Origin of the sequence: Streptomyces sp. CB02980 (assembly GCF_014451325.2) — a bacterium.
Taxonomy (GTDB): Bacteria; Actinomycetota; Actinomycetes; order Streptomycetales; family Streptomycetaceae; genus Streptomyces.
In genome coordinates, this window is the sequence record NZ_JACSCH020000019.1 from 148,348 (window position 1) to 169,535 (window position 21,188).

At 72.8% G+C, this 21,188-nt stretch carries 15 protein-coding genes and 1 pseudogene; 8 read left to right on the top strand and 8 right to left on the bottom strand.

Annotation, left to right across the window (positions count from 1 at the left end; translation table 11 throughout):
- Positions 1-5: 5 nt before the first annotated feature.
- Both E0F75_RS32115 and E0F75_RS32125 read right to left on the bottom strand, forming a co-directional pair.
- Positions 6-1,643, bottom strand: a complete 1,638-nt coding sequence (locus E0F75_RS32115) for an alpha/beta hydrolase (RefSeq protein WP_229314475.1) — start codon at positions 1,641-1,643, stop codon at positions 6-8.
- A gap of 669 nt (positions 1,644-2,312) precedes the next feature.
- The gene (locus E0F75_RS32125) at positions 2,313-4,580 is read right to left on the bottom strand and encodes an MMPL family transporter (protein WP_229314476.1); all 2,268 of its coding nucleotides are present in this window, start codon (positions 4,578-4,580) and stop codon (positions 2,313-2,315) included.
- Positions 4,581-4,755: 175 nt separating this feature from the next.
- Between E0F75_RS32125 and E0F75_RS32130 the strand changes: the two genes are divergently transcribed.
- From E0F75_RS32130 to E0F75_RS32145, 4 genes are all read left to right on the top strand, one after another.
- The gene (locus tag E0F75_RS32130; protein ID WP_229314477.1) at positions 4,756-5,928 is read left to right on the top strand and encodes a histidine kinase; all 1,173 of its coding nucleotides are present in this window, start codon (positions 4,756-4,758) and stop codon (positions 5,926-5,928) included.
- On the top strand, positions 5,903-6,565 hold the full coding sequence (locus tag E0F75_RS32135) for a response regulator transcription factor (RefSeq protein WP_229314478.1): 663 nt from the start codon (positions 5,903-5,905) through the stop codon (positions 6,563-6,565). The genes E0F75_RS32130 and E0F75_RS32135 overlap by 26 nt, the downstream gene beginning before the upstream one ends.
- A gap of 254 nt (positions 6,566-6,819) precedes the next feature.
- Complete coding sequence (locus E0F75_RS32140) at positions 6,820-8,514, top strand: serine/threonine-protein kinase (RefSeq protein ID WP_229314479.1); 1,695 nt, start codon at positions 6,820-6,822, stop codon at positions 8,512-8,514.
- Positions 8,511-9,116 carry a hypothetical protein gene (locus E0F75_RS32145; RefSeq protein ID WP_229314480.1) on the top strand — a complete coding sequence of 202 codons (606 nt, stop codon included), beginning with the start codon at positions 8,511-8,513 and terminating at the stop codon, positions 9,114-9,116. Before E0F75_RS32140 ends, E0F75_RS32145 begins: the two co-directional genes overlap by 4 nt.
- 160 nt (positions 9,117-9,276) lie before the next feature.
- Here the strand turns inward: E0F75_RS32145 and E0F75_RS32150 are convergent, their stop codons facing one another.
- Positions 9,277-9,999, bottom strand: coding sequence for an alpha/beta hydrolase (locus E0F75_RS32150; RefSeq protein WP_229314481.1), 723 nt, complete (start codon positions 9,997-9,999; stop codon positions 9,277-9,279).
- 296 nt (positions 10,000-10,295) lie between these two features.
- On the opposite strand from E0F75_RS32150, the gene E0F75_RS32155 reads away from it, so the two are divergent.
- Positions 10,296-10,739 carry a DUF6325 family protein gene (locus E0F75_RS32155; RefSeq protein WP_229314482.1) on the top strand — a complete coding sequence of 148 codons (444 nt, stop codon included), beginning with the start codon at positions 10,296-10,298 and terminating at the stop codon, positions 10,737-10,739.
- 39 nt (positions 10,740-10,778) lie between these two features.
- Positions 10,779-11,072, top strand: coding sequence for an SHOCT domain-containing protein (locus E0F75_RS32160; RefSeq protein WP_229314483.1), 294 nt, complete (start codon positions 10,779-10,781; stop codon positions 11,070-11,072).
- Between the two features lie 43 nt (positions 11,073-11,115).
- On the opposite strand, the pseudogene E0F75_RS32165 reads toward E0F75_RS32160, so the two are convergent.
- From E0F75_RS32165 to ligA, 4 genes and pseudogenes are all read right to left on the bottom strand, one after another.
- Positions 11,116-11,543: pseudogene (locus tag E0F75_RS32165) on the bottom strand (MerR family transcriptional regulator); the annotation flags it as partial.
- Between the two features lie 163 nt (positions 11,544-11,706).
- Positions 11,707-12,369 carry a triacylglycerol lipase gene (locus E0F75_RS32170; RefSeq protein ID WP_229314504.1) on the bottom strand — a complete coding sequence of 221 codons (663 nt, stop codon included), beginning with the start codon at positions 12,367-12,369 and terminating at the stop codon, positions 11,707-11,709.
- A gap of 174 nt (positions 12,370-12,543) precedes the next feature.
- On the bottom strand, positions 12,544-13,152 hold the full coding sequence (locus E0F75_RS32175; protein ID WP_229314484.1) for a TIGR03086 family metal-binding protein: 609 nt from the start codon (positions 13,150-13,152) through the stop codon (positions 12,544-12,546).
- Between the two features lie 237 nt (positions 13,153-13,389).
- Positions 13,390-15,471, bottom strand: a complete 2,082-nt coding sequence (gene ligA / locus E0F75_RS32180) for an NAD-dependent DNA ligase LigA (protein ID WP_229314485.1) — start codon at positions 15,469-15,471, stop codon at positions 13,390-13,392.
- Positions 15,472-15,735: 264 nt separating this feature from the next.
- On the opposite strand from ligA, the gene E0F75_RS32185 reads away from it, so the two are divergent.
- A complete protein-coding gene (locus E0F75_RS32185) occupies positions 15,736-18,801 on the top strand; it encodes a DUF4132 domain-containing protein (RefSeq protein WP_229314486.1) in 3,066 nt (1,021 codons plus the stop codon).
- Between the two features lie 323 nt (positions 18,802-19,124).
- Positions 19,125-19,817: a D-Ala-D-Ala carboxypeptidase family metallohydrolase gene (locus tag E0F75_RS32190; protein ID WP_229314487.1), complete on the top strand. Its 693-nt coding sequence runs from the start codon at positions 19,125-19,127 to the stop codon at positions 19,815-19,817.
- A gap of 82 nt (positions 19,818-19,899) precedes the next feature.
- Here the strand turns inward: E0F75_RS32190 and E0F75_RS32195 are convergent, their stop codons facing one another.
- Positions 19,900-21,168 (bottom strand): sensor histidine kinase, encoded by a 1,269-nt coding sequence (locus E0F75_RS32195; protein ID WP_229314488.1) that lies wholly within the window; start codon positions 21,166-21,168, stop codon positions 19,900-19,902.
- Between the last annotated feature and the right edge of the window lie 20 nt (positions 21,169-21,188).

Consider the following 21,188-nt stretch of genomic DNA (forward strand, 5'->3'; position numbering starts at 1 on the left):
CCAGGTCAGGGGATGATGGTGAACGGCTTGGGCACGACACCCGCCACGCAACGCGTGTCGGGCGCGGTCGGCCGGGCCAGGAAGGAGACCAGGACCGACGCGGCGCAGGGCTCCTGCGGCACCACCCAGTGGGTGATCCCGGGGACCACCACGGCGGTCGAGCGGGGCAGTGTGCGGCCGGCGAACGGCCCCCAGCTGGCGCCGGTCTTCGCGTCGAAGGTCCCGGTGATGATGAGCGCGGGCACCTTGCTGTGGGTGGCGACCCGCTGGACCGCGGTGCGGTCCGGTACGTTCCAGGCGCGGCACAGGTCGTGCTCGAAGGGCAGCTGCGGTGCGTGGGCGAGCACGGAGTCCGGGAAGCCGGGGAAGGCTCGTCGGCCCGCCTCCAGCAGGTCGCGCTTCGAGAAGCCCGGCGCCCACTCGGCGCAGGCCACCGAGTGCGTCAGCCCGTGGGCGAACTCGCCGATGGCGGGCGTCGCGCCGGCGGCCTGGGCCCGCGCGAGGCGTTCCGGATGGCCGGCGGCGAGTTCGTAGAGCGCGGCGGGGACGTCGACGGACGGGACGAGTTGGCCGTTGGTGACCAGCAGGTTCACCAGTGTGCCCCCGTCGAGGACGACCTTCACCGGGGTTCCGCCGCCGGGCGGCGGTACGGTCAGCGTCAGGGGGTTCGCCTCCAGCCGCCGGACCTGCTCCGTGAGCGTGCGGGAGAGGCGCGGGTAGCGGGACTTGCAGGCGGGCTGGGCCTCACATGCCGCGAAGATCGCGTTGATCCCCTCCTGGGCGCTGTCCCAGGCCCACGGCAGGCTCACGGTCTGGGGCGGCACGACCGAGTCGATCGCCAGCGTGCGGATGCCCTGGGGGTGCCGGCGCAGGTAGGTGAGGCCCAGGTCGGTGCCGTACGAGTAGCCGTAGACGTTCCACTTCTTGATGCCCAGGGCCGTGCGGAGGGCGGCGAAGTCCGCGGCGTTCTCGGTGGTGTTGTAGGCCGTGAGGTCGTTGCCCTCGGCCGTCAGGCGGTCCCGGCACTCCTTCGCCGCGCGGACCAGCCCTCGTCCGGTGGACGGCGCGTCGTAGGGCAGTCCGACGGCGGTCGCGTTGAACCGGTCCATCTCCGGGCAGGCGAGGTTCGGCTGCGAGTGGAGAGCGCCGCGCTGGGTCATGACGATCAGGTCGCGGTCCCGGTTCACCTGGGAGGCGATCAGGAAGGGGATGGCCCCGATCGCATCGCCACCGGGGCCGCCTTCCATGAACACCACCGGGTCCGCGGCGGGCTTCGCCGAGGCGGCCGGGATGATCGCGACGGTCGTCCGGATGGTCCGGGTCTTCTTGCGGGTGCGGTTCTCCGGCACCTCCAGGAACCCGCACCGCCCGGGGATCGGCTCCGGCGTCTCGGGGCACGGACCGGGCACGAACCGTGCCGGGTGTCCCGGCCGGGGCCCCTCGGCAGGGGGTGACAGGGCGCTGCCAGGGGTGGGGCTGAGCCCGCCGAGCACGGCCAGGCCGGCCGCGACGAGCGCCGTCCTGGTACGCGCGCGGCGGGGAGTCCCCGACGGGGTGATGCGTCGCGCCGTCCGGCGCCGTACGGTCCTGACGGTCCCGCGAACGGAGGGCGGGTCGTCCGGACCGATGTTCTGTTCCGCCATGTGATCCCATTTCTCGGACGTCCCCCGCCGCTCGGGGCCGGGGCGCGTGGGCGTGGCCGCCCGCCGCGCTGTCCGGCGAGGTCGGCGCACGCCAGCTTGCGTCGGCTGCGGGAGGCCCACCACTCAAGGACTCCACTCGGAGCAGACGTTCGCCGCGCGAACAGGCGCACGTCACGAGGATGGGCGCCGGACCCTCGTCACGGGTCCGGTCCCCTCGTGGGACGGGGTGGTGGCGCATCCGGTCCGTAGCCGCTGCGGGCGGTGGACGCCCACGGTTACGGCGGGGGAGCGGGGGCGTGCGGCCGCACGGCCCGCTCGCCGTCGGCGGGGTCACCGGGACGGCGGGGGGCGTACGGGTGCTCCGGGCGGGGCGGCTGCCCCGGGCGGGCGAATGAGCCGAAGCCGCCGATGAGGTGCCGGATGAGTGAGCCGGGACCCTGGCGCGCGGCGGCCGTCAGCGCTGCGACGCCCGTGGGGTCCAGTGGGAACGCGGCGAGGTACACGGCCCGTGCCCCGAGCGACTGCGGCCCGTCGGCCGACCCCGCATCCGGCCGGACGCGGTCGCCGGGGACAGGGCGTACTCGTCCCGCGGAAACCGAGCCCACCTGCGCAAACACCCCCTGGGTGACGCGCTGAGGTGCCGGACGCCAAGGGCGGGCAGGAGTCGAGTCAACGGTCAACCAGCCGTGGACGCGGGGCCTCACCCGTGGATTCAGCGTCGGTGTCGTCGGTGCCGACCGGGCCGCGGGGAAGCATTCGGTCCAGCCACTTCGGCAGCCACCAGTTGGTCCGGCCGAGGAGTGTCATGGTCGCCGGTACCAGCACCATGCGTACGACCGTGGCGTCGATGAAGATCGCGGTGGCCAGGCCGAGCCCGAACATTTTGGTGGAGGGGTCCTCGGCGACGGCGAAGGACAGGAAGACCGCCACCATGATGAGGGCGGCCGAGGTGATGATCCGGGCGGTGCGCGAGACGCCCTCGACGATCGCCGTGCCGTTGTCGCCGGTGCGCAGGTACTCCTCGCGTACGCGGGAGAGGAGGAACACCTCGTAGTCCATCGACAGGCCGAACAGGATGGCGAAGAGGAACATCGGGATGAACGACACGATCGGAACCGTCGCTTCCAGCCCGATGAGCGCGCCTCCCCAGCCCCACTGGAAGACCGCGACCATGATGCCGTAGGCCGCGCCGATGCTCAGCAGATTCAGCAGCACCGCCTTGAGCGGTACGACGACCGAGCGGAAGACCAGCATCAGCAGCAGGAACGACATCGCCAGCACGGCGGCGACGAACACCGGCAGACGTTCGCTGGTGCGTCGGCCCACATCGGACAGGCTCGCGGCGGCCCCGCCGACGTGCGCCCTGGCCGGGCCGTGCCCGATCGCCGCGGGCAGCACCTCGGCGCGCAGCCGGGCGATGGTGTCGGCCGTGGCCTTGTCCTGAGGGCTGGTGGTCGGGAACACCACGAGGGTCGCGATGCCGGTGGCCCGATCGATGTGCGTCGGCGCGACGGATGCGATGCCCGGATCCGCCGCGACCGTTGCGACGAGTCGGTCCAGCACTCCCGGATCACCGGTGGGGTCCGCGGCGATGACGAGGGGACCGTTGGTGCCCGGGCCGAACCCCTCGGCGACGAGGTCGTAGGCCCGGCGCTCGGTACGGCTGTGGGGCAGTGAGCCGTCGTCGGGCAGGCCGACGCGCAGGCCGAGCACGGGCAGCGTCGCCGTCAGCAGCAGCCCCGCCGCGCCGATCGCGTACGGCACCGGGTGCCGGCTGACGTGCCCGATCCAGCGCCGCCAACCGGCGGCGGGAGCGGCGCCCGCCACCGTGTCCCGCCGCCGTGCGAGTCGGCCCGGCTTCCTGGTCTGCAGAGCCCGGCCGATCCGGCCGGTTCGGGCCAGGCGTGGGCCGGCGGCGCCGAGGAAGGCCGGCAGCAGTGTCACCGACGCGAGCACCATGGTCAGGACGACGATCGAGACGGCGAGCCCGCCCACCGTCATGAACGGTACGTTCGCGACCGCCAGGCCGAGGATCGATACGACGACGGTGCCGCCGGCGAAGACCACGGGTCTTCCCGCAGTGGCCACCGCTCGTCCGGCCGCCTCGTGGGGATCGAGCCCGCGCGCGAGGTACTCCCGGTGCCTGGCGAGCACGAACAGCGCGTAGTCGATGCCCACTCCGAGCCCGACCATGCTGCCCAGGACCGGTGCGAAGGTCGGGACGTCCGTCACCCCCGCCAGTACCGTCATCGTGGCGACCCCGACGGTCAGTCCGAAGACCGCCATGCCGATCGGCAGCGCGGCGGCGACGAGCGAACCGAACGCCAGGAACAGGATCGCGGCCGCGGCGAGGAGGCCGATCAGCTCGCTCGCGCCGCCGTCGGAGTCGGAGAAGGCGTAGAAGAGGCTCCCGCCCATCTCGATGCGCAGGGGCAGCTCCGCGCGCAGCCGGTCGCCGAGATCGACGAGGGCGTCGAGGTCTTCGGCCGACAGCCGGCTCTGGTCGGGGTACTGCACCCGGACGACCGCGATCCGCCCGTCGGCCGAGACGAGGCCGCCGCGCACGGCGGTGTCCCCGCCTGTGCCGAGTGCCCCCGCCGGGTCGCTCGTGCCGAGCACGTGCGGCAGCCGCTGCACCTCGGCCCGCAGCCGCGCGAGAGCGGTGCGCGCGCCGTCGTCGGAGAACGTCGCACCGTCGTCGACGGGGGTGACGACCACTTGGGCGGTCATCCCCTCCTGGCCGGTGCCGGCCCGCTCGATCAGTTCCGCGGCCCGTTGGGAGTCCAGTCCCGGAGCGGTCATCGAGTCCGCGGTCCGTCCGCCGAAGGCGACGGCGGCGAGGACGGCGAGCGTGGTGGCGATCAGCCATGCCGCGATCACCCGCCAGGGATGGCGGGCGGCGCTTGCGCCCAGGTGCAACAGGGCCTTCGAGAGCATCGGGTCCTCCAACCACCTCGTCGGCCGTCCTTGTACGGCCGCCGATCCCGAGGCTCGTCGCCACGGCGCTCCGCGGCATCGGCCCGCGGGCCGCGGATCCGTCGGCCCCGGGGCGGAGTGACGCCCCGTCCTTTCGGCCGATGCGCGGCACGCTGCGGTCCCTAAGCTGAGAACCGTGCTCCGAGACGACCTGCGAACCCTGTGGACCGAACCCCGGCCGCCCGACGCGCCCGCCCGGGTCCGGCGGGACTGGGCGCTGCTCGCCGCGTGCCTTGCCGGTGTGGCGCTGGAGGCCACCCTGCGCGAGAACGTCGTGTGGCGGCCGGTGGCGGTGGTGTTCACCGTATGGCTGTGCCTGCTGCCCCTGTGGCGCCGGACCCGCCCGCTGGCGATGGTGACGCTGGCGTTCGGCTCGGTGATCCTGCTTCAGGTGGCCTCGCTCGTCGCCGCACCGCGCGAGCCCGTCGGGCTGTACACCGGCGCGGTCGTGCTCGTGCTGGTGTACGCGCTGCCCCGGTGGGGATCGGGACGCGAGATCGTGCTGGGCGGCGCGGTGATCCTCGCGGCCGGCGCGCTGTGTTCCGTCACGGACGAGACCCCGGTCGTCGAAAATGTCGTGGGCTTCGCCTTCCTGCTGCTGCCCGGCGTGATCGGGGCTGCCGTGCGGTTCCGGGTGACCGCTCGCGAGCGGCAGTTGGACCAAGTGCGCTCCCGCGAGCGCGAGCAGCTCGCCCGGGAACTGCACGACACGGTGGCCCACCACGTGTCGGCCATGGTGATCATCGCCCAGGCGGGCCGGGTGCTCGCGGGCACCGCCCCGTCCGCCGCCGTCGAGGCGCTGGAGGGGGTCGAGGAGGAAGGGGCGCGCACGCTGGAGGAGATGCGCGCCATGGTCGCCACGCTGCGCGACCGCGGGGTCGGCGCCGAGCTGGCGCCCCCTGCCGGAGTCGCGGATCTGGAGCGCCTGGTGCGCACCCCGGGTGGTCGCCTCAGGGTCGACCTGGGGCTCGACGGCGAACTGGACGCGCTGCCCCCGGCCGTGGACGCGGCCGTCTACCGGATCGTGCAGGAGTCGGTGACCAACGCCCTGCGCCATGCGGTCGACGCGACCGAGCTCGTCGTCCGGGTCGCCGCGGAACGGCACACGGTACGGGTGAGCGTGCGCGACAACGGCCGGCGCACCGGCCGTGGTCGCGACGGATACGGACTTACCGGACTGCGCGAGCGCGCGACCCTGCTCGGCGGCACACTACGAGCCGGCCCGGGTACCGACCGGGGCTGGCATGTCGAAGCCGAACTGCCGAGAGCGAGGAGCGAGAGCCGTGTCCATTCGCGTCCTCGTCGCTGACGACCAGACGATCATCCGCACCGGGTTGCGGATCATACTGAACGCCCAGCCCGGCATCGAGGTGGTCGGCGAGGCCGCCGACGGGCGGGAAGCGGTACGTCTGGCCCGCGAACTACGCCCCGACGTCTGCCTGTTCGACATCCGCATGCCCGTACTCGACGGGCTCGAGGCCACCCGGCTGGTCGCCGGCCCGGGCGTCGCCGACCCGCTGGCCGTGGTCGTCATCACCACGTTCGACCTCGACGAGTACGTCTACGGCTCACTGCGTGCCGGCGCCCGCGGATTCCTCCTCAAGGACACGGGACCGGACCTTCTGGCCCAGGCCGTACGGTCGGCGTCCGACGGTGAGGCGCTCATCGCGCCCAGCGTCACCGTCCGTCTGCTCCAGGCATTCGCGGATCTGCCCGCCGGCCGGCCCGCGGCCCAGCCGGTCTCACCCGTCACCGCCCGCGAGGAGCAGGTGCTCCTCGCCGTCGCCCGCGGGCTGACCAACACCGAGATCGCCGACGCGCTGCACATCAGCCTCAGTACGGTGAAGACGCATCTGGCCAGCCTGATGGCCAAACTCGGCGCCCGCAACCGGGTCGAGATCGCGATGTGGGCCTACGAAACGCGCCGTATCCTCCCCGGAACCTGAGCCGGGTGCCGGGCCATGTCCCATGAGAGATACGACGCTCTAGTACGTCCCTGCGTGTGTGTCAGTCGATCTGCCCCGGTCGTCCCCGCCCCGGTTCGTACTCCCCTCTCCCCCGGGCCTCCGGCTTCCCACGGGTCCCTTCCGTAGGCCGGGTTCAGCAGTGAGCACGGTCGCCCCCTTCCCCGGGGAACCGGCCGTGGCGAGAATCTGTCCCTGTCAGGGGGAAAGTCGGCCACGGCGTCAGGGGGACGGGCATGGGCGCATGGGTGGTGCCGGGGTACACCGAAGCCCGGGAGCTGGGTGCCGGTGGCAGCGGGCGCGTGGTGCTCGCCACGCACGATGCGACCGGTCTGCCGGTCGCCGTGAAGTACCTGAGTGAGCGGTTCCGTTCGGACGAGGCGTTCGTGCGGGGGTTCCGGTCCGAGGCCCGGCTGCTCGGGGCCCTGGACAGTCCGTATGTCGTCGGGCTCTACGAGTACGTCGAGGCGCCGCGAGGCGCGGCCATCGTGATGGAGCTCGTCGACGGCGTCGCGTTGCGTGCCCTCATCGCGCGGGAGGGGTCGACGGGCCCCGAGGCCGCTCTCGTCGTGCTCAAGGGCTCGCTCCTGGGCCTCGCCGCCGCTCACCGTGCGGGAGTCGTGCACCGCGACTACAAGCCCGAGAACGTTCTGGTCGCCGCCGACGGGTCGTCCAAGCTCGTCGACTTCGGGATCGCGGCCGGCCGGGGCGCCACACCGGGTGTCGCCGGAACGCCCGCCTACATGGCGCCCGAGCAGTGGAACGGCGCTCCCGCTTCACCGGCGGCCGACGTCTACGCGGCGACGGCGACCTTCTTCGAGTGTCTGACCGGCCGTAAGCCGTTCTCCGGCGACAACTTCGCGGAGCTCGCTCTGCACCACATCGATTCGCCCGTTCCCGACGGTCAGGCGCCGGAGCCGCTGCGCCCGCTGATCCGGCGAGGTCTGGCCAAGTCTCCGCACGAGCGGCCGGAGAACGCGGCCGCGTTCGTGACCGAGCTGGAAGCGGTCGCCACGGCCGCCTACGGACCGGACTGGGAAGAGCGCGGCCGGGGACGGCTGGCGGCGTTGGCCGCGCTCCTGCCCCTGCTGTTCCCTTCCTCCGGCGGCGGCGCGTCGGAGGGCACGACCGTGTTCGCCACCACGACGCTGCCGGCCCCGCCGCCGCGCCCCCGGTGGCGTCTCCCGCGCGGGGTGCCGGCGGGTGCGGCCGCGCTCGTCCTGGCGCTGCTGCTCGCCCTCGCCGCGCGGGCCGGCGTCGAGGAGACGAACGGTGACAAGGCCGCCCAGGCCTTCGCGACGACGAGCACCGGGCCGGGCGCGTCCCCGCCCGGGCCCGACACAGCACCACCGGCGCCGTCGGCGGCGCCGTCGTCCCCGGACGGCCCGGAACTCTCGCCGTCGGCAACGACGCCGACGCCCTCCTCGTCCGGGAGCACCGGGCCGAGCGCCACCTCCGACGGGCCTTCCACCGACGACACGACGACGGCGCCGACCACGACCTCTCCCCCGACGCCCACGTCCGGCTCGGCATCGCCCACCGCTCCCACACCCACGTCCCCGACCGTCACTCCCCCGACCACGACCACGACTCCCGCTCCCCCTCCCGTCGCCGTGACCGCGGTCTCCGTCACGAGCCTGCGCCAGACGGGGCCGACCACTGCCTCGGGCACCGTCGAGGTCACGACGGACGGAACGGGGCCGGTGACGATCCACGTGGAGTGGTTCACCGGCGACGAGAACGGAGCGCCCGGCGCGCCCGACGGCTCCGAGACCTACCGGCGCGAAGGAGCGACCCGGTACACCCTCGCGCTCACCCATGACGTCCGGGGTGCCGGATGCTACTGGGGGCTGCGCGCGACCACGTACCCCGCCGCCTCGAACGGCGGTTCCCTGCAGCAGATCTTCATCCGGCGGTGCACGATCTCATGAACGACGACGACTACAGCGCCACCGAGCTCGGCAGCCACTGGTTCGAGCGTCCGACGCCGGAAGCGACACCCGACCGGGTGGAGGGCGAAGTGCTGCGGTTCGGGCCGGGCGTGACCGCGGCGGCCCTCCGGCGGGCCGAGAACAGTCCCACGGTGGTCGAGATCTGGCACGGCACGCTCCCCGGCGTCCCCGCGCCACGGCCCGCCCGCTCCCGAGGGCCGTGGCGCTACGCGTTCGCCGCCGTCGTGCTGGTCGCCGTCCTGATCTTCCTCGCCTGGCGGCAGTACGGGCCGGGCGTCGCGGTGCGGAACGTCACCGTCAGCGCCCCGGAATCCAGGCTGGGCTGCGACGGCACGGCCGACGTGGTGGGCCTGGTACGCACGGACGGGCGGCCCGGCACCCTCACATACCGCTGGGAACGCAGCGACGGAACCCGGTCCGGGGCCCTGAGCGAGAAGCTGGCCCGCGGACAGAAGGAAGCGAGTCTCCATCTTCTGTGGACCTTCCACGGGCCCGGCACCCACCAGGCCGTGGCACGGCTCGTGATCACCTCCCCCAGTGCCCACTCGTCGGCGGCGACGTTCACGTACGACTGCGGCTGACTCGGCCGACGTGCGGCGGGTGTCCCGTACGAAGCGCTACGGATGGTGCTCAGGGGGTACGGAAGGCAACCGCCGCCGTCGAGAGGGCCGGGACCCGTCCTCGACGGCGGCAGTCCGGCCGGCGCCGCCTACCGTCCGCTGCCCGCCGGGGGGCTTGGCGTCACTTCAGGTGCCGGTCCAGGAACCGGCACCCGTCCTCCAGCTCGAACCACGGGGTCCCGGTGTGCCCTCCGAGATTGGCGTGCAGCGTCTTCTCCTCGCTGCCGAAGGCGTCGAAGAGGTCCAGGGCCCGTTGCCGGGGGTTTCCTTCGTCGTCCCACTGCAACAGGAACAACAACGGAATGGTGACCTGCCGGGCCTCCTCGCGCTGGGCTCGGGGCACGAACCCCCCGGCGAAGAAGCCGGCGGCCGCGATGCGCGGCTCGGCCACGGCCAGCCGGATGCCGAGGGCGGTCCACCCCCCGGAGTACCCGACCCGGCCGCCGATCTCGGGCAGCTCGAGGACGGCGTCCAGAGTCGTCTGCCATTCCGGGACCGCGTTCTCGACCAGCGGGCCGATGAAGGACTCGAAGATCTCGTCGACCGGTTCACCGGCCTGCGTCGCCCGCCGGAGCTCGGCACGGACCTGCTCGTCGGCGGCGGAACGGGGACGGTCGCCGCACCCGGCGGCGTCGATGGTGGCCACCGCGTAGCCGCGCGACGCGGTGTACCGGGCCCGGGCCACCAGCCGGGGGTCCGCCTTGGGCAGGCCGTTGTTGTGGGACATCAGGACCAGCGGGGCCGGTGCGGATCCAGGCGTCCACAGGGTGCCGGGGATCTCCCCGAGGGTGAATTCGCGCTCGAGGACGCCGTCGTCGAGGCGTTGTTCAGAAGTGAATTGCACGGTCGTGCCTTTCGGGAGGGCTCTTGAACGGCGCTCCCGGACGACCTATCGCCCGACCGCGACCCCGGAGGGGAGCACCCATGTCGATACTGCGTTCACGGGTACCACCTCCTCTTGCTCTCGCACGGCCGCCGCGAGGCTAGCAACGCTCGCCGTGGTCCGCCAACGGGTTTTCGCGGTGGCCTCGGATGTCGGTTCCGGTCGAGGCGAGGCGCCTTCGTACCGACATGCGCGAGGACCCGCCCGGTGGTGGAATGGATCCACCGAGAGAGCCACGACACCAGGGGTTGGGCGCCGTGAACGACGAAGCCGAAGAACTGGGACCGATCGACTACCTGATCGTGGAGTTCCCAGGCAACCGAATGACCGGCGAGGGCCTGCCCCTCCTGGTCGATCTCGTGGATCGTGGCCTCATTCGCATCCTCGACCTGACGTTCGTCAGGAAGGAGGAGGACGGCTCCGTGAGCGGCCTGGAGATCGCCGACCTCACCGGTGACGGCGAGCTCGACCTGGCCGTCTTCGAGGGCGTGTCCTCCGGGCTCCTCGGTCAGGACGACCTCGAAGAAGCCGCGAGCGCCCTGCAGCCGGGCAGTTCCGCCGGCGTCCTCGTCTACGAGAACCGCTGGGCGGCGCCCTTCGCGGCGGCCCTGGCCCGCGGTGGTGCCCAGGTGGTCGCCTCCGGACGGATCCCGGTACCCGCCCTCCTGGCCGCGCTCGAGAGCACGGACGACGCCCGCTGAGCGTCGGCTGACGTCAGTCGAGGAAAGAAGGGAACGTCCATGCCAGGCCTCCTCCGCGGTGTCGCGCGTACGGCCGTCGTCGCCGGAACCGCAACCGCCGTATCGAACCGGGTGAGCCGCCGCCAGCAGGGGCGGTGGGCGGCACAGCAGGAACAGCAGTACGCAGCTCCGCCACCGCCACCGCCCCCTGCGGCCGCACCCGCGCCCGCCCCGGCGGGCTCCGACATGACGAGCAAGATCGATCAGCTGAAGCAACTCGGCGAGCTCAGGGACCAGGGCGTACTCACCGACAGTGAGTTCGAGGAACAGAAGCGCAGGATTCTCCAGGCCTGAGGCCGGGGCCGCCATGGCACTGATGCCGGTGCCGGGACGCGGTTCACGTCATGAGCAGGCGGAGGCCGAGATCTGCCGCGTCGAGGCCGGTGAGGTCGCTGATTCGCTCCGCCCACCTGCCGGAGTCGAGGTCTTCGCCGAGGCGCCGCACTGCCCTCTGCTCGGCCTCCGGCCCACCCTCGTCCACACCGACATCGCACGGCGCACGTGATCCTCCAGGTACGCGCCCGGTCGGCGCCAGAACGCCTCGAACAGGCCATCGGCGCAGTCCCACGGGATCGGCACCGGCTCGGCGCGGGCGCCGATCGCGTCTGCCATCCCCGCGAGCGACGGAAAGCCCTCGAGGACGGCGGCGAACTCGGGCAGGTAGTCGCGGGTGAGCCAGAACCGGTCCTGCCATCCGGGCTCGTCCGTGTAGAACGTGAGCACCACCACGCGGCGGGCCACACGCCGCATCTCGCGCGTCCGCGCGTCCCCGAGCGCGCCCCGGATCCGCCACGTGAGGGTCGAGAACCGTCCCGCGTCATGGGCCAGTCGCGCAGCACGCGGAGCGCCGCGGCGCCCGTCGCCGTCCGCCCGCGAGCCGGGACCACGGCCGGTTCAGCCGCGAGCCCGGCCACGGGCTGGACACCCCTCAGGAACGGAGGAACGCGCGGACGCCCTGGGAGACGGTGTCGTCACCGAGGAGGTCGTTGTGGGCCAGGCAGCCCGCGGCGTTGTTGGTCGCCCCGGTCAGGGGAACACTGCTGTCGGGGTTGATGACCTCGTCGCAGTTGGACCACCAGGTGGCGTAGCGCACGGTCCCGGGCGTCTCGTCGCCCGACGCGAGGCCCTTCTGGACGTACGAGCCCGGAGTCATGTCGCGGCAGGCCTGGTCCCACAGCGCGCAGGCCCATGCGGTGCTCGTGCCGTGGTTGGGACCGGCGAGGGAGACCCAGTGGGCGACCGAGGCCTGGCCGGCGGGGTCGTACTTCGCGTACCAGCGGGTGACGAGGCTGCCGAAGGAGTGCGCGACGAGGTCGACCCGGCTCGCACCGGTCTGGCGCTTCACGCTCTCGATGTACGCCGCGAGTTCGCCGGACAGTACCTCGTTCACGGACCGGTGCGTGTCGTAGCCGAAGGAGAACAGCTCGCCGTCCGCGTATCCGTCGGCCTTGAAGTCCTCACGCAGGCCGCCCCATACGCCGGGGTCCGCGTTGTAGCCGTGGACGAACACGACCGGCGTGTGGGCGACCGCGGCCGCACTCCGGACGGGCGCCTGGGCTCGGACCGCGGCGGTGGGCACGAGCAAGGACACGACGGTGGCCAGTATCGGAACGGCGATCCTGGCGGCGATCCGGGAACCGGGCTTCAACACACTTCCCCCTACGACGTGTTACGCACGAGTAGTCAGGAGCATGGTGGGGCCTCGGGGCCTGGATGAACAGCCCTCGTACGCCAGGGGTGTTCCGCGCAGCGCCGGCCGACTCCCTCACCGGGCGCCGGCCGCCGGTGGCGTCCAGCTCGGGTCTCGGCCGCTGAGGCCCACCGCCCGGTCCAGGAGCGGCGCGTCGTCCGCGACGGGCACCACGGCTCCGAAAATGCCTCCTCCTCGGGTCTCGTCCTCCGCGGCCGCCAGCAGGAACGCGTGCGAGGCCCCCAGCGCGGTGTCGTCGGGGGTGTACGCCTGGCCGGTGGCCCGGGCCAGGTCCCAGCCGTGGATCACCAGTTCGTCGACGGCGACCGCCGCCGCGATCTCGCCGGGCAGGTCCACGCTGCCCGCACGGGTCATGCCCGTCCAGGCGGACGGCTCCCTCCAGGCCTCGGCCAGTTCGTCCAGGACCTGCGGCAGCACCTCGCGCCAGTCGGCGGGGAGGGAGGGCACAGCCGTGTCGGGGGCTGTGTCCGTCGTGGGCCCCAGGTCCTTGCGGGCCGCGTCGCGGAAGGCCACGGCAAGTCCGGTGAGGTGGCCCAGGAGGTTCCCGACCGCGTAGTCGGGGCAGGGCGTCGGGTCGGCGAGCCTCGTGTCGGGGACGGCCGCCGCGAGACGGGCCACGACGCGGGTCTGTGGCCCGAGGTCGAATGTCGTCGATTCGGTCATCTGCCGCTCCTTGGGCGCTTGGGTGTGCGGGGTAGACCGGGTGCGGCGCACGGACTCATCGGTTGTCGCGCTCCCGATCGAGGCGCCGGCCACGGAGCAGTCCCGCGCGCGACGGCAGAGGGTGGCGCCTCGGTAAGCGGGCTCCTCGTCTTCGGCAGGGGGCTTCATCGTCGCCCTGCTGCGACCCGGGGGCGCGGCGAACCGCCGCGCCCCCGCCCTCATCAGCTCATCGGCCCATCAGGCCAGGTAGTCGGCAACCCGCTCCGCGAAGGCCTCCGGGGTGAGGACTTCCACGCCGAGTTCGGCGGCCTTGACCGCCTTCGAGCTCGGCTTGCCGTTCGCCGACGGGGCTGCCACGAGGATGGACGTCTTCGCGCTGACGCTGCTTCCCGCGCGACCGCCGGCCTTCTCGATCAGGGCGTTCATCTCGGAGCGGCCGAATCCGTCCAGCGGGCCGGCCATCTTTCCGGTGACCACGACGACCTTGCCCTCCAGCGGACCGCCGCTCTGGGCCGCCGACGGAGCCTCGGGCTCGGTCATGTTGACGCCCGCCGCTGTCAGCTTGTCGATGACGGAGGCCAGCGCTGCCACCTGCTCGACGACGACCGGGGCCTTCTCCGGGCCGATCCCCTCGACGTCCTGCATCTCGGTGGCGTCGGCCTGCCGGATCGCGTCCATGGTGCCGAAGTGCCGGGCGATACGGCGGGACATGCTGCGCCCGGTGCCGAGCACTCCCAAGGCGCAGAAGACACGGTTGAGGGGGCGGCCCTTCGCGGCCTCGATCTGCTCGGCGAGCTTGGCCCCCCGCTTCGCGCTGCCGGACGCGGCCGTCAGCTGCTCCACGGTCAGTGTGAAGAGGTCCGCCACGTCGCGGACGTCGCCCGAATCCACCAGAGCCGCCACGTACGTCTTGCCGAGGCCGTCGATGTCGAGCATCTCGCGCCCGGCGGCGTACTCGATCAGGGCCGGGAGCGCGCACGCCGTGCCCTTCGCGCAGCGCCACCGCTCCTGTGCCGTGTTGATCTCGCCACCGCAGCGGGGGCACGCCTCGGGCAGGGGCACCGGCGTCGCTCCGGCCGGGCGGAGCGGGACGACCGCCGCCTGGACGCGCGGGATGATGTCGCCCGCCTTGTACACCGTCACCGTGTCGCCGATGTGGAGGTCGCGGCGGCGGATGTCCGCCGGGTTGTGCAGGGTGGCCCGGGTGACCGTCGATCCGTCGATCTCGACCGCGGTGAGGATCGCGGTGGGGGCCAGGACGCCGGTGCGGCCGACCTCCCACACGACGTCCTCCAGCACCGTCTGCCGCTCGATCGCAGGCAGCTTGACCGCGATGGCCCAGTGCGGGAAACGGGAGCCGAGTCCGGCCGCCTCCTGCTCGGCCGTGTCGTTCAGCTTGATGACCAGGCCGTCGATTCCTACGGGCAGCTCCGTACGTATCGCGGCGACGGCATCGGCCTGTGCCTGGGCGGCGGCCAGATCGGAGACGACGAGCAGGCCTGCCGGGGAGGCCGCGGTCGTCTGCACCCCGGCATCGGCCACCGCTGCCAGCGCCTCGGCGTGGGTCGCTCCCGCCGGCAGGAACGACACGCCGTCCAGCTCCACCACCCCGTACGCCCAGAACGTCATCCGGAGCCGGTACGGGCGGCCCTTCGCCCTCAGCGTGCCCGCCGTGCCGTTGCGGGGGTTGACGAAGACCTGCGCGCCATGGGCGGTGCGGACCTCGTTCGCCGTCTCGAACTGCTCCTGGGTGAAGGCGACCTCGCCCCGGACCTCGACGGTGACCGGCTCGGCGAGCTGCTCGGGCAGGCCGTCGATCTGACCGATCACATGGCTGACGTCCTCGCCGTGCCTGCCGTCGCCGCGGGTGATGACCTGCACCAGGCGGCCGTCGCGGTAACGGGCGGCCACGGCCGCTCCGTCGATCTTCGGCTCGACGGTGAAACCACCGGCCGGGGCGCGGCCGAGGCGACGCTCGACGGAGGCGCCCCAGGCCACCAGCCCCTCGGCGTCGAAGACATTGTCCAGGCTCAGCAGTCGAGTGGTGTGCGCGACGTCGCCGGCCGGGGCGGCACCGTCCGCCACCAGGCCGGTGGGGCTGTCCGGGGAAACCTCTGCCGGGTTCTCCTCCTCCCAGGCCAGGACGGCGAGCCGAAGCCGGTCGTACGAGGTGTCGTCCATCGCGCTGTCGCCGTCCCCGTAATAGGACTGCGAGGCCTCGCGGAGGCGCTGGAGGGCGGCCTCGTACGCGGCGCGGTCGGACACGGTGGGCAGGTCGGACAGGCCGGACAGCGCCTCATCGGCGGGAATCGTCGTCATGAGGAGATCCTCTCGCGAGGGTCTGACAATGCCCGGTGAGCCCGGTTGGAGCCGCTCAGGCGCCGGGGCTGCGCGCCGCCGATGTGATGCCGCGTCTTGGTTGCCGGTCACGCCGTCCGACGGTCGGCGCACCTCGTCGGAGGGTGTTGTCAGTGGCTCCCGGTACGTTGTGGTCAGCTGCTCGAACTCCTGGGGCGGCGATGCACGACGGGGGTACAGACGATGAGTTCGAACGGTGTGTGGAGGGCTGTCGGAGGGCACGAGGTGACACTCGATCCCTGGGCCGGGCCGAAGCCGGTGCTGCGCTGCCGGACCGTGGCGGGGCGCGAGCTGAAGAAGGTGCCTGCGGCGCTCGGCGCCGAGCCGGTGGTGCGGGAGCTGACCGCGCTGGCGGAGTGGATCGGTGACCATGCCGCCGGTGTGCTCACGAGCGTCGAGCAGTGGATGACGCAATCCCTGCCGGTGCCCGCCGCGTTGATACGGGAGGTGTGGCCCGACCCGTACTGGCGGCGCGCGTTGCGGTACGCGGTGGTCGCGCCGTGCGGCGGGACCGAGGCAGACGTGGAGCGGGCCGGGGTGCTCACGGGCGTGGTGCCGCGGCCGGGCGGTGCGCTCGTGGTGGCGGGGCTCGACGGGGAGGAGCGCGAGCTCGGCGACGCGGTCGTCGTGATGCCTCATCCGGTGCTCCTCGATCCGCGCGGCACCGGCCTCCTGGAGCAGTGGCGAAGGCTGCTCGTCTCGCTGGGCGGCGAGCAGGGGATCGAGCAGGTGGACCGTGCGGTGTACGTACGGCCGGACTGCTCCCCCGCACCCGGGAGTCGGGGCCTGCGAGAGGGGATCTCCGCCTTCCATGGCGCCCTGTTCGCGTCCGGTGCGCACGTCGAGCGGGTGGTGCGGTCCTTCGGCGGGCGGATCGACGGGGAGCGTGCGCGCTTCGCCTTCGGGCACGGCGGACGGAGGTACGGCATGGTGGCCGACCTGCGCCATCAGGGCCCCGCGGCGCCGGTGAGCCTGTACGGCTTCCGGTTCGCCGAGGCGCGGGAGCGGCAGGGGGCAGGGGCGTACGACGCGGTGCCCCGGCCCGTGTGGTCCGAGGGGATCAGAGCGATGGCGACCCTCTACGACGAGCGGGAGGCGGCTTCGGGAGGTGCGTCCGGGAGTGTGGCGGCCGACGCCGACGCCGGCTATCAGGGCTTTCTCGTGGCGTGCGCGGAGTACGCCACGGCCGGCGCGCCGGAGGCCGGCGGCCTCGAGCCCCGGCAGCCCGCCGGCGCACGTCGGTTGCTGGACGCGGGCGCGGTCCTCGCGGGTCCCCTTGTCGGTCAGGACGAGGAGTCGTTGACCGCGCGGCGCTACGGCTCGCCGTGGCTGGAGGGCGACGAGTGCTTCGTACGCCTTGTTGTGGCACGGGCCGTCGGGGCGCAGGACGCGGTGGCGCGGGCGCTGGGTCTGGAGCCGGACGCGGGTGAGGCCACGCCGGTGGGCAGGGCGCCGATCCGGCCTCTTGACCTCCTGACCCGGGTCTGCCGTGCGCATCCCGGGCTCGCACGGGAGGCGATGGGATTGCTGGCCCCGTTGCGTACCTGTGCGAAGACCGCGGGTACGAAGCCGGGCCGGGTCGCGACACAACTCCGGGCACGTCTGCAGAAGCTGACCGTGACTCACCCCGAGCTCCTGCCCCACGCCCTGGACGAAGGGGCGCGGATCGTGGCCGCGGAGGGCAGTGTCGCCATGGCCAGGCCGCTGTACGTCGAAGCGCGGACGGCCGAGCAGCGGCTGGGGGGCATCGACGAGGCCGCCCTGTGGGAGCTCGTCTCGGAGTTCCGCGAGCTCGGTGTCGTCGACGAGAGGCTGCTCAAGCAGTACCGCACGGACCTCGCCGCGCGCTCGTCCGAGAGCGACGCGTACGAGCGCTATCGCCGGCTCGTCCTGGAGTGGTGTCGGGCCGAGAGCACGATCCCGACGCCGGTCGTCCGGGACGGGGTCACCCACCATCGGCAGCGGGACGTCCCGTCCTCGTTCGCCGTCGAGCTCGCGCAGGGAGTGGGCGGCCCGCCGACCGTCGACGACACACAGGCGGAGATCTTTCATCTACTGCTGCGCAACGGCGGATTCGAGAGGGCGACGGCGTCCGTCTGGGAGGCGTGGGCCGCGCCGCTGGAGCGGGATCTTGCGGAGCACACCGACACCGCCGACCGTCTGAGGACCCACTTTCCGGAGCCCGGGGGTTCTTCCGCCGCGGCGAGAACGGCGGCCGCGGAAGCGTGGCTCGCGCTGATGGCGCGGGTCGGACTGCTGGAGCGGTTCACCGGGACGGCCGAGCCCGTCTCCGCCGAGTCGGCGGAGCGGGCGAACGCCTGGCTGACGCAGTTCTTCGGGCGGTACGCGGGCCTGCGGCAGCCCGTCGCCGGACTGGAACCGGTCGTTGCATCGGTTGCCTCCCTGATGCGTGCGGCGGGTGAGACCCGCGAGCCGCTGGTCGGGCTGAAGACCAGGTCGTTGGGAGGCGACTTCTGGGGCGTCGGGTTCGATCTCGGGCTGCTCGCCCTGATGAAGCGGGTGGGGGTGCCGCTCGGTGAGCCGGCGGGCGAGCAGGGCGTCTACGCCCTGCAGTGGATACAGCGGCGAGGGACTGCCGGTGTCGAGTCCGTGCTGGCCGACCCCGGCTTCCGGGAGCCGATCCGCGGCGAGCTGACCGGAGCCGTACGGGGAAGCCTGGGATACACCGTGACACGGCACTGTCTGACGCCGTTCCCGAAGGTGACCAGGCAGGTGGCCGCATCGGAGCCGTTGCGGGAGCTGATGGCCGGGATCCTGGACGAGCGTGCCCGGCGCGTGCGGGCGGGCGGCGCGGGCGGCCTGTTCGCGCTCCAGGATCTGCTGCTCCATGTGGAGCCGTTCGTCGTCGCCGGGGCGGTGAAGCACGTCGACGGGTACGTACGGGAGGCGCTGGCCGCCGACCCGGCCGTACTGCTCGCGGAGACCCTGCGCGCCGGCTGCCTCGCCCACGAACACCAGGGCGACGACCTGGCGACGGCCTGCGGACTTCGGAAGGTGACCGCCGGCCACACGCGGGAGCTGCTGGAGTCGACGGACGAGACCGTCAGGGACCGCCATGCGGAGATGTTCGGCGTGGAACCCGCCACCCGCAGGAGCAGATACCTCGACTTCCGCCCGGGGAGCGCGTTCGCCCAGGACCTTCTGCCCGGTGTCGAGAAGGCGCTGCCGGGGATCTCGGACGACTCCTGTCGGTCGCGTGCCCTGGGGGCGGTGCAGGGCGTGCTGTGGTGCGAGAGGTGGCAGGCGACGCTCCGGGGGTTCATGCCCTGACGTCCGCTGCCGCCCCGCCGTCACCGGCCTCGCCGGTGGAGGACGGGCGCCCGCCACCGGGAACGGCTCGAACGTCCTGCGACGTCCGCCGCCGGCGGTGGCGGTGACCCTGGCGACAGGGGCGCCATCGCGTTCATCCGGGCACCATTGGCTCGACAAATGACGCCTGCTCCGGCGTGGTTGACGCGCGTCGACCGGGCCGTCAGTCTCGGGGGGACTCTCAGCCCTGGGTCACCTCGGATTCGTGAGGCCATGGAGGATCGATGTCCCGACGCCCCCTGCGTTCCCTGCCGCTCCGCCTCCTGCTATCTCTTGTCATGATCATGACTGTCTCTTTGGGCGGGGTGGTCGCCACCGCCGGCACCGCCCAGGCCGACGGCTGCTACACCTGGTCGCGCACCCTCTCCCAGGGCGCCTCCGGCGCCGATGTCACGGCGCTGCAGATTCGGGTGGCCGGGTACCCCGGCTACGGCGGAGTGCTGGCGATCGACGGCGCCTACGGCCCCGGAACGGCGGCCGCGGTCAAGCGCTTCCAGGCCGCCTACGGGCTGGCCGCCGACGGTGTCGCCGGCCCCGCGACGTTCAGCAAGATCTACGCACTCCAGGACGACGACTGCACCCCCGTCCACTTCTCCTACGCCGAGCTCAACGACTGCAACACCACCTGGGCCGGCGGCGCCGTGAGCGCGGCCACCGCCAAGTCCAACGCCCTGCGCACGATGTGGAAGCTGGAGGCCCTGCGGCACGCCCTCGGCGACCAGAGCATCCGCGTCACGAGCGGCTTCCGCAGCCAGGCCTGCAACGACGCGGTCGGCGGCGCCGCCTCGAGCCGCCATCTCTACGGCGACGCGGCCGACCTCGGCGCCGGACCCCACTCGCTGTGCCTGCTGGCCCAGCAGGCCCGTAACCACGGCTTCAACGGGATCCTCGGCCCGGGCTACCCCGGACACGGCGACCACACCCACCTCGACCACCGGGCCGGCCGCTTCTGGTCGGCGTCCAGCTGCGGCATCTGACGACGCGACCGCGTACCTCGCTCCGGGATCAGCGGCATCGGCGTCCGGCGGAGTGCGCCCGTGGGGTGTGACGCGTGCCGGGTCAGGCCGTCGCCGGGCGGACGGGGATCGCCGCTGAGAGGACCGTGCCCTCGCCCGGAAGGGATTCGATGGTGAGTGTGCCGCCGAGTTGACGGGTGCGGGTCCTGATGGCGGGGAGGCCGTGGCCGCGCGAGCCTGCCGGCTCACCGTCCCCTGCCCTCCCCTCCCGCTCCCCTCCCCCGTCCCGCGCGGCGGCGGGTTCGGCGGCGGGTTCAGCCGCGGGGTCGAAGCCGTGGCCGTCGTCGGCGACGTCCAGGACGACTTGGTCGTCGAGGTACGTCAGGGTGAGCGCCGCGGTCGTCGCCCCGGAGTGTTCTCGGACGTTCGCGAGGGCGCCCTGGGCGATGCGGAGCAGCGCGGACTGGACGCGTTCGGGCAGGGGCGCGATGGGAGTGCCGTCGATGTGGCAGTGGACGGTGAGGCGGTGGGAGGTCTCTCGCCGCGCGAGCTTCAGGAGGGCCTGGTCGAGGCCGTTGCCGTCGGCAAGGTCGGCCGGCGCCAGGTCGTGGACGAAGCGGCGGGCCTCGGCGAGGTTGTGCTCGGCGATCGCGGTGGCGGTACGCACATGGGTGCGCGCGGTCGCCGGATCGGTGTCCCAGACGCGGTCGGCGGCCTGGAGCAGCATCTGCTGGCTGGACAGGCCCTGCGCCAGGGTGTCGTGGATCTCCATGGACAGGCGCTGGCGTTCGGCGAGGGTGCCCTCGCGGCGCTCGATCGCGGCGAGTTCGCGCCGGGTGCGGATCAGGTCGTCGATCAGCTCGCGCTGGCGCCGCGCCTGACGGTCCATCTGGACGAAGACCGCGACGGCGATCGCGGCGATCGCCGGTGGTGCGAGGAACACGTCGACGTCCAGCCGACCGGCCAACCGTAGGTGGGCGGTCACCGAGGCCGCGGTGATCAGCGCGATGAGAGCGATCGCGGCCGGTGGACGCAGGGTGCGCAGGCCGATGAAGAAGAGCGGGACCGCGCACCAGCCGAAGCTCGGCGCAAGCCAGACCAGCGCCATCCAGACGGCGACGACCGCCCCGAGCCAGACGTAGCGGCGCTTCGTCGGGCTGGGGCCCAGGAGCGGTTCGACGACGTAGAGGACCGCCAGGGTGGCGGAGAGGGCGATGACCCAGGGGGCGAGGTTCTCGCCGGTGTGCCGGATCAGGAAGCGGGTGAGGGCGGAGCCCAGGAGCAGGAGAAACGCCACGTACAGCAGAATCCGGAGCCAGCCGTCGCCCTGCTCCGAGGTGTCCTCGCCGTAACCGCCACCGTTCCGCACCATTCCCTGCTTTCCGTCACTAC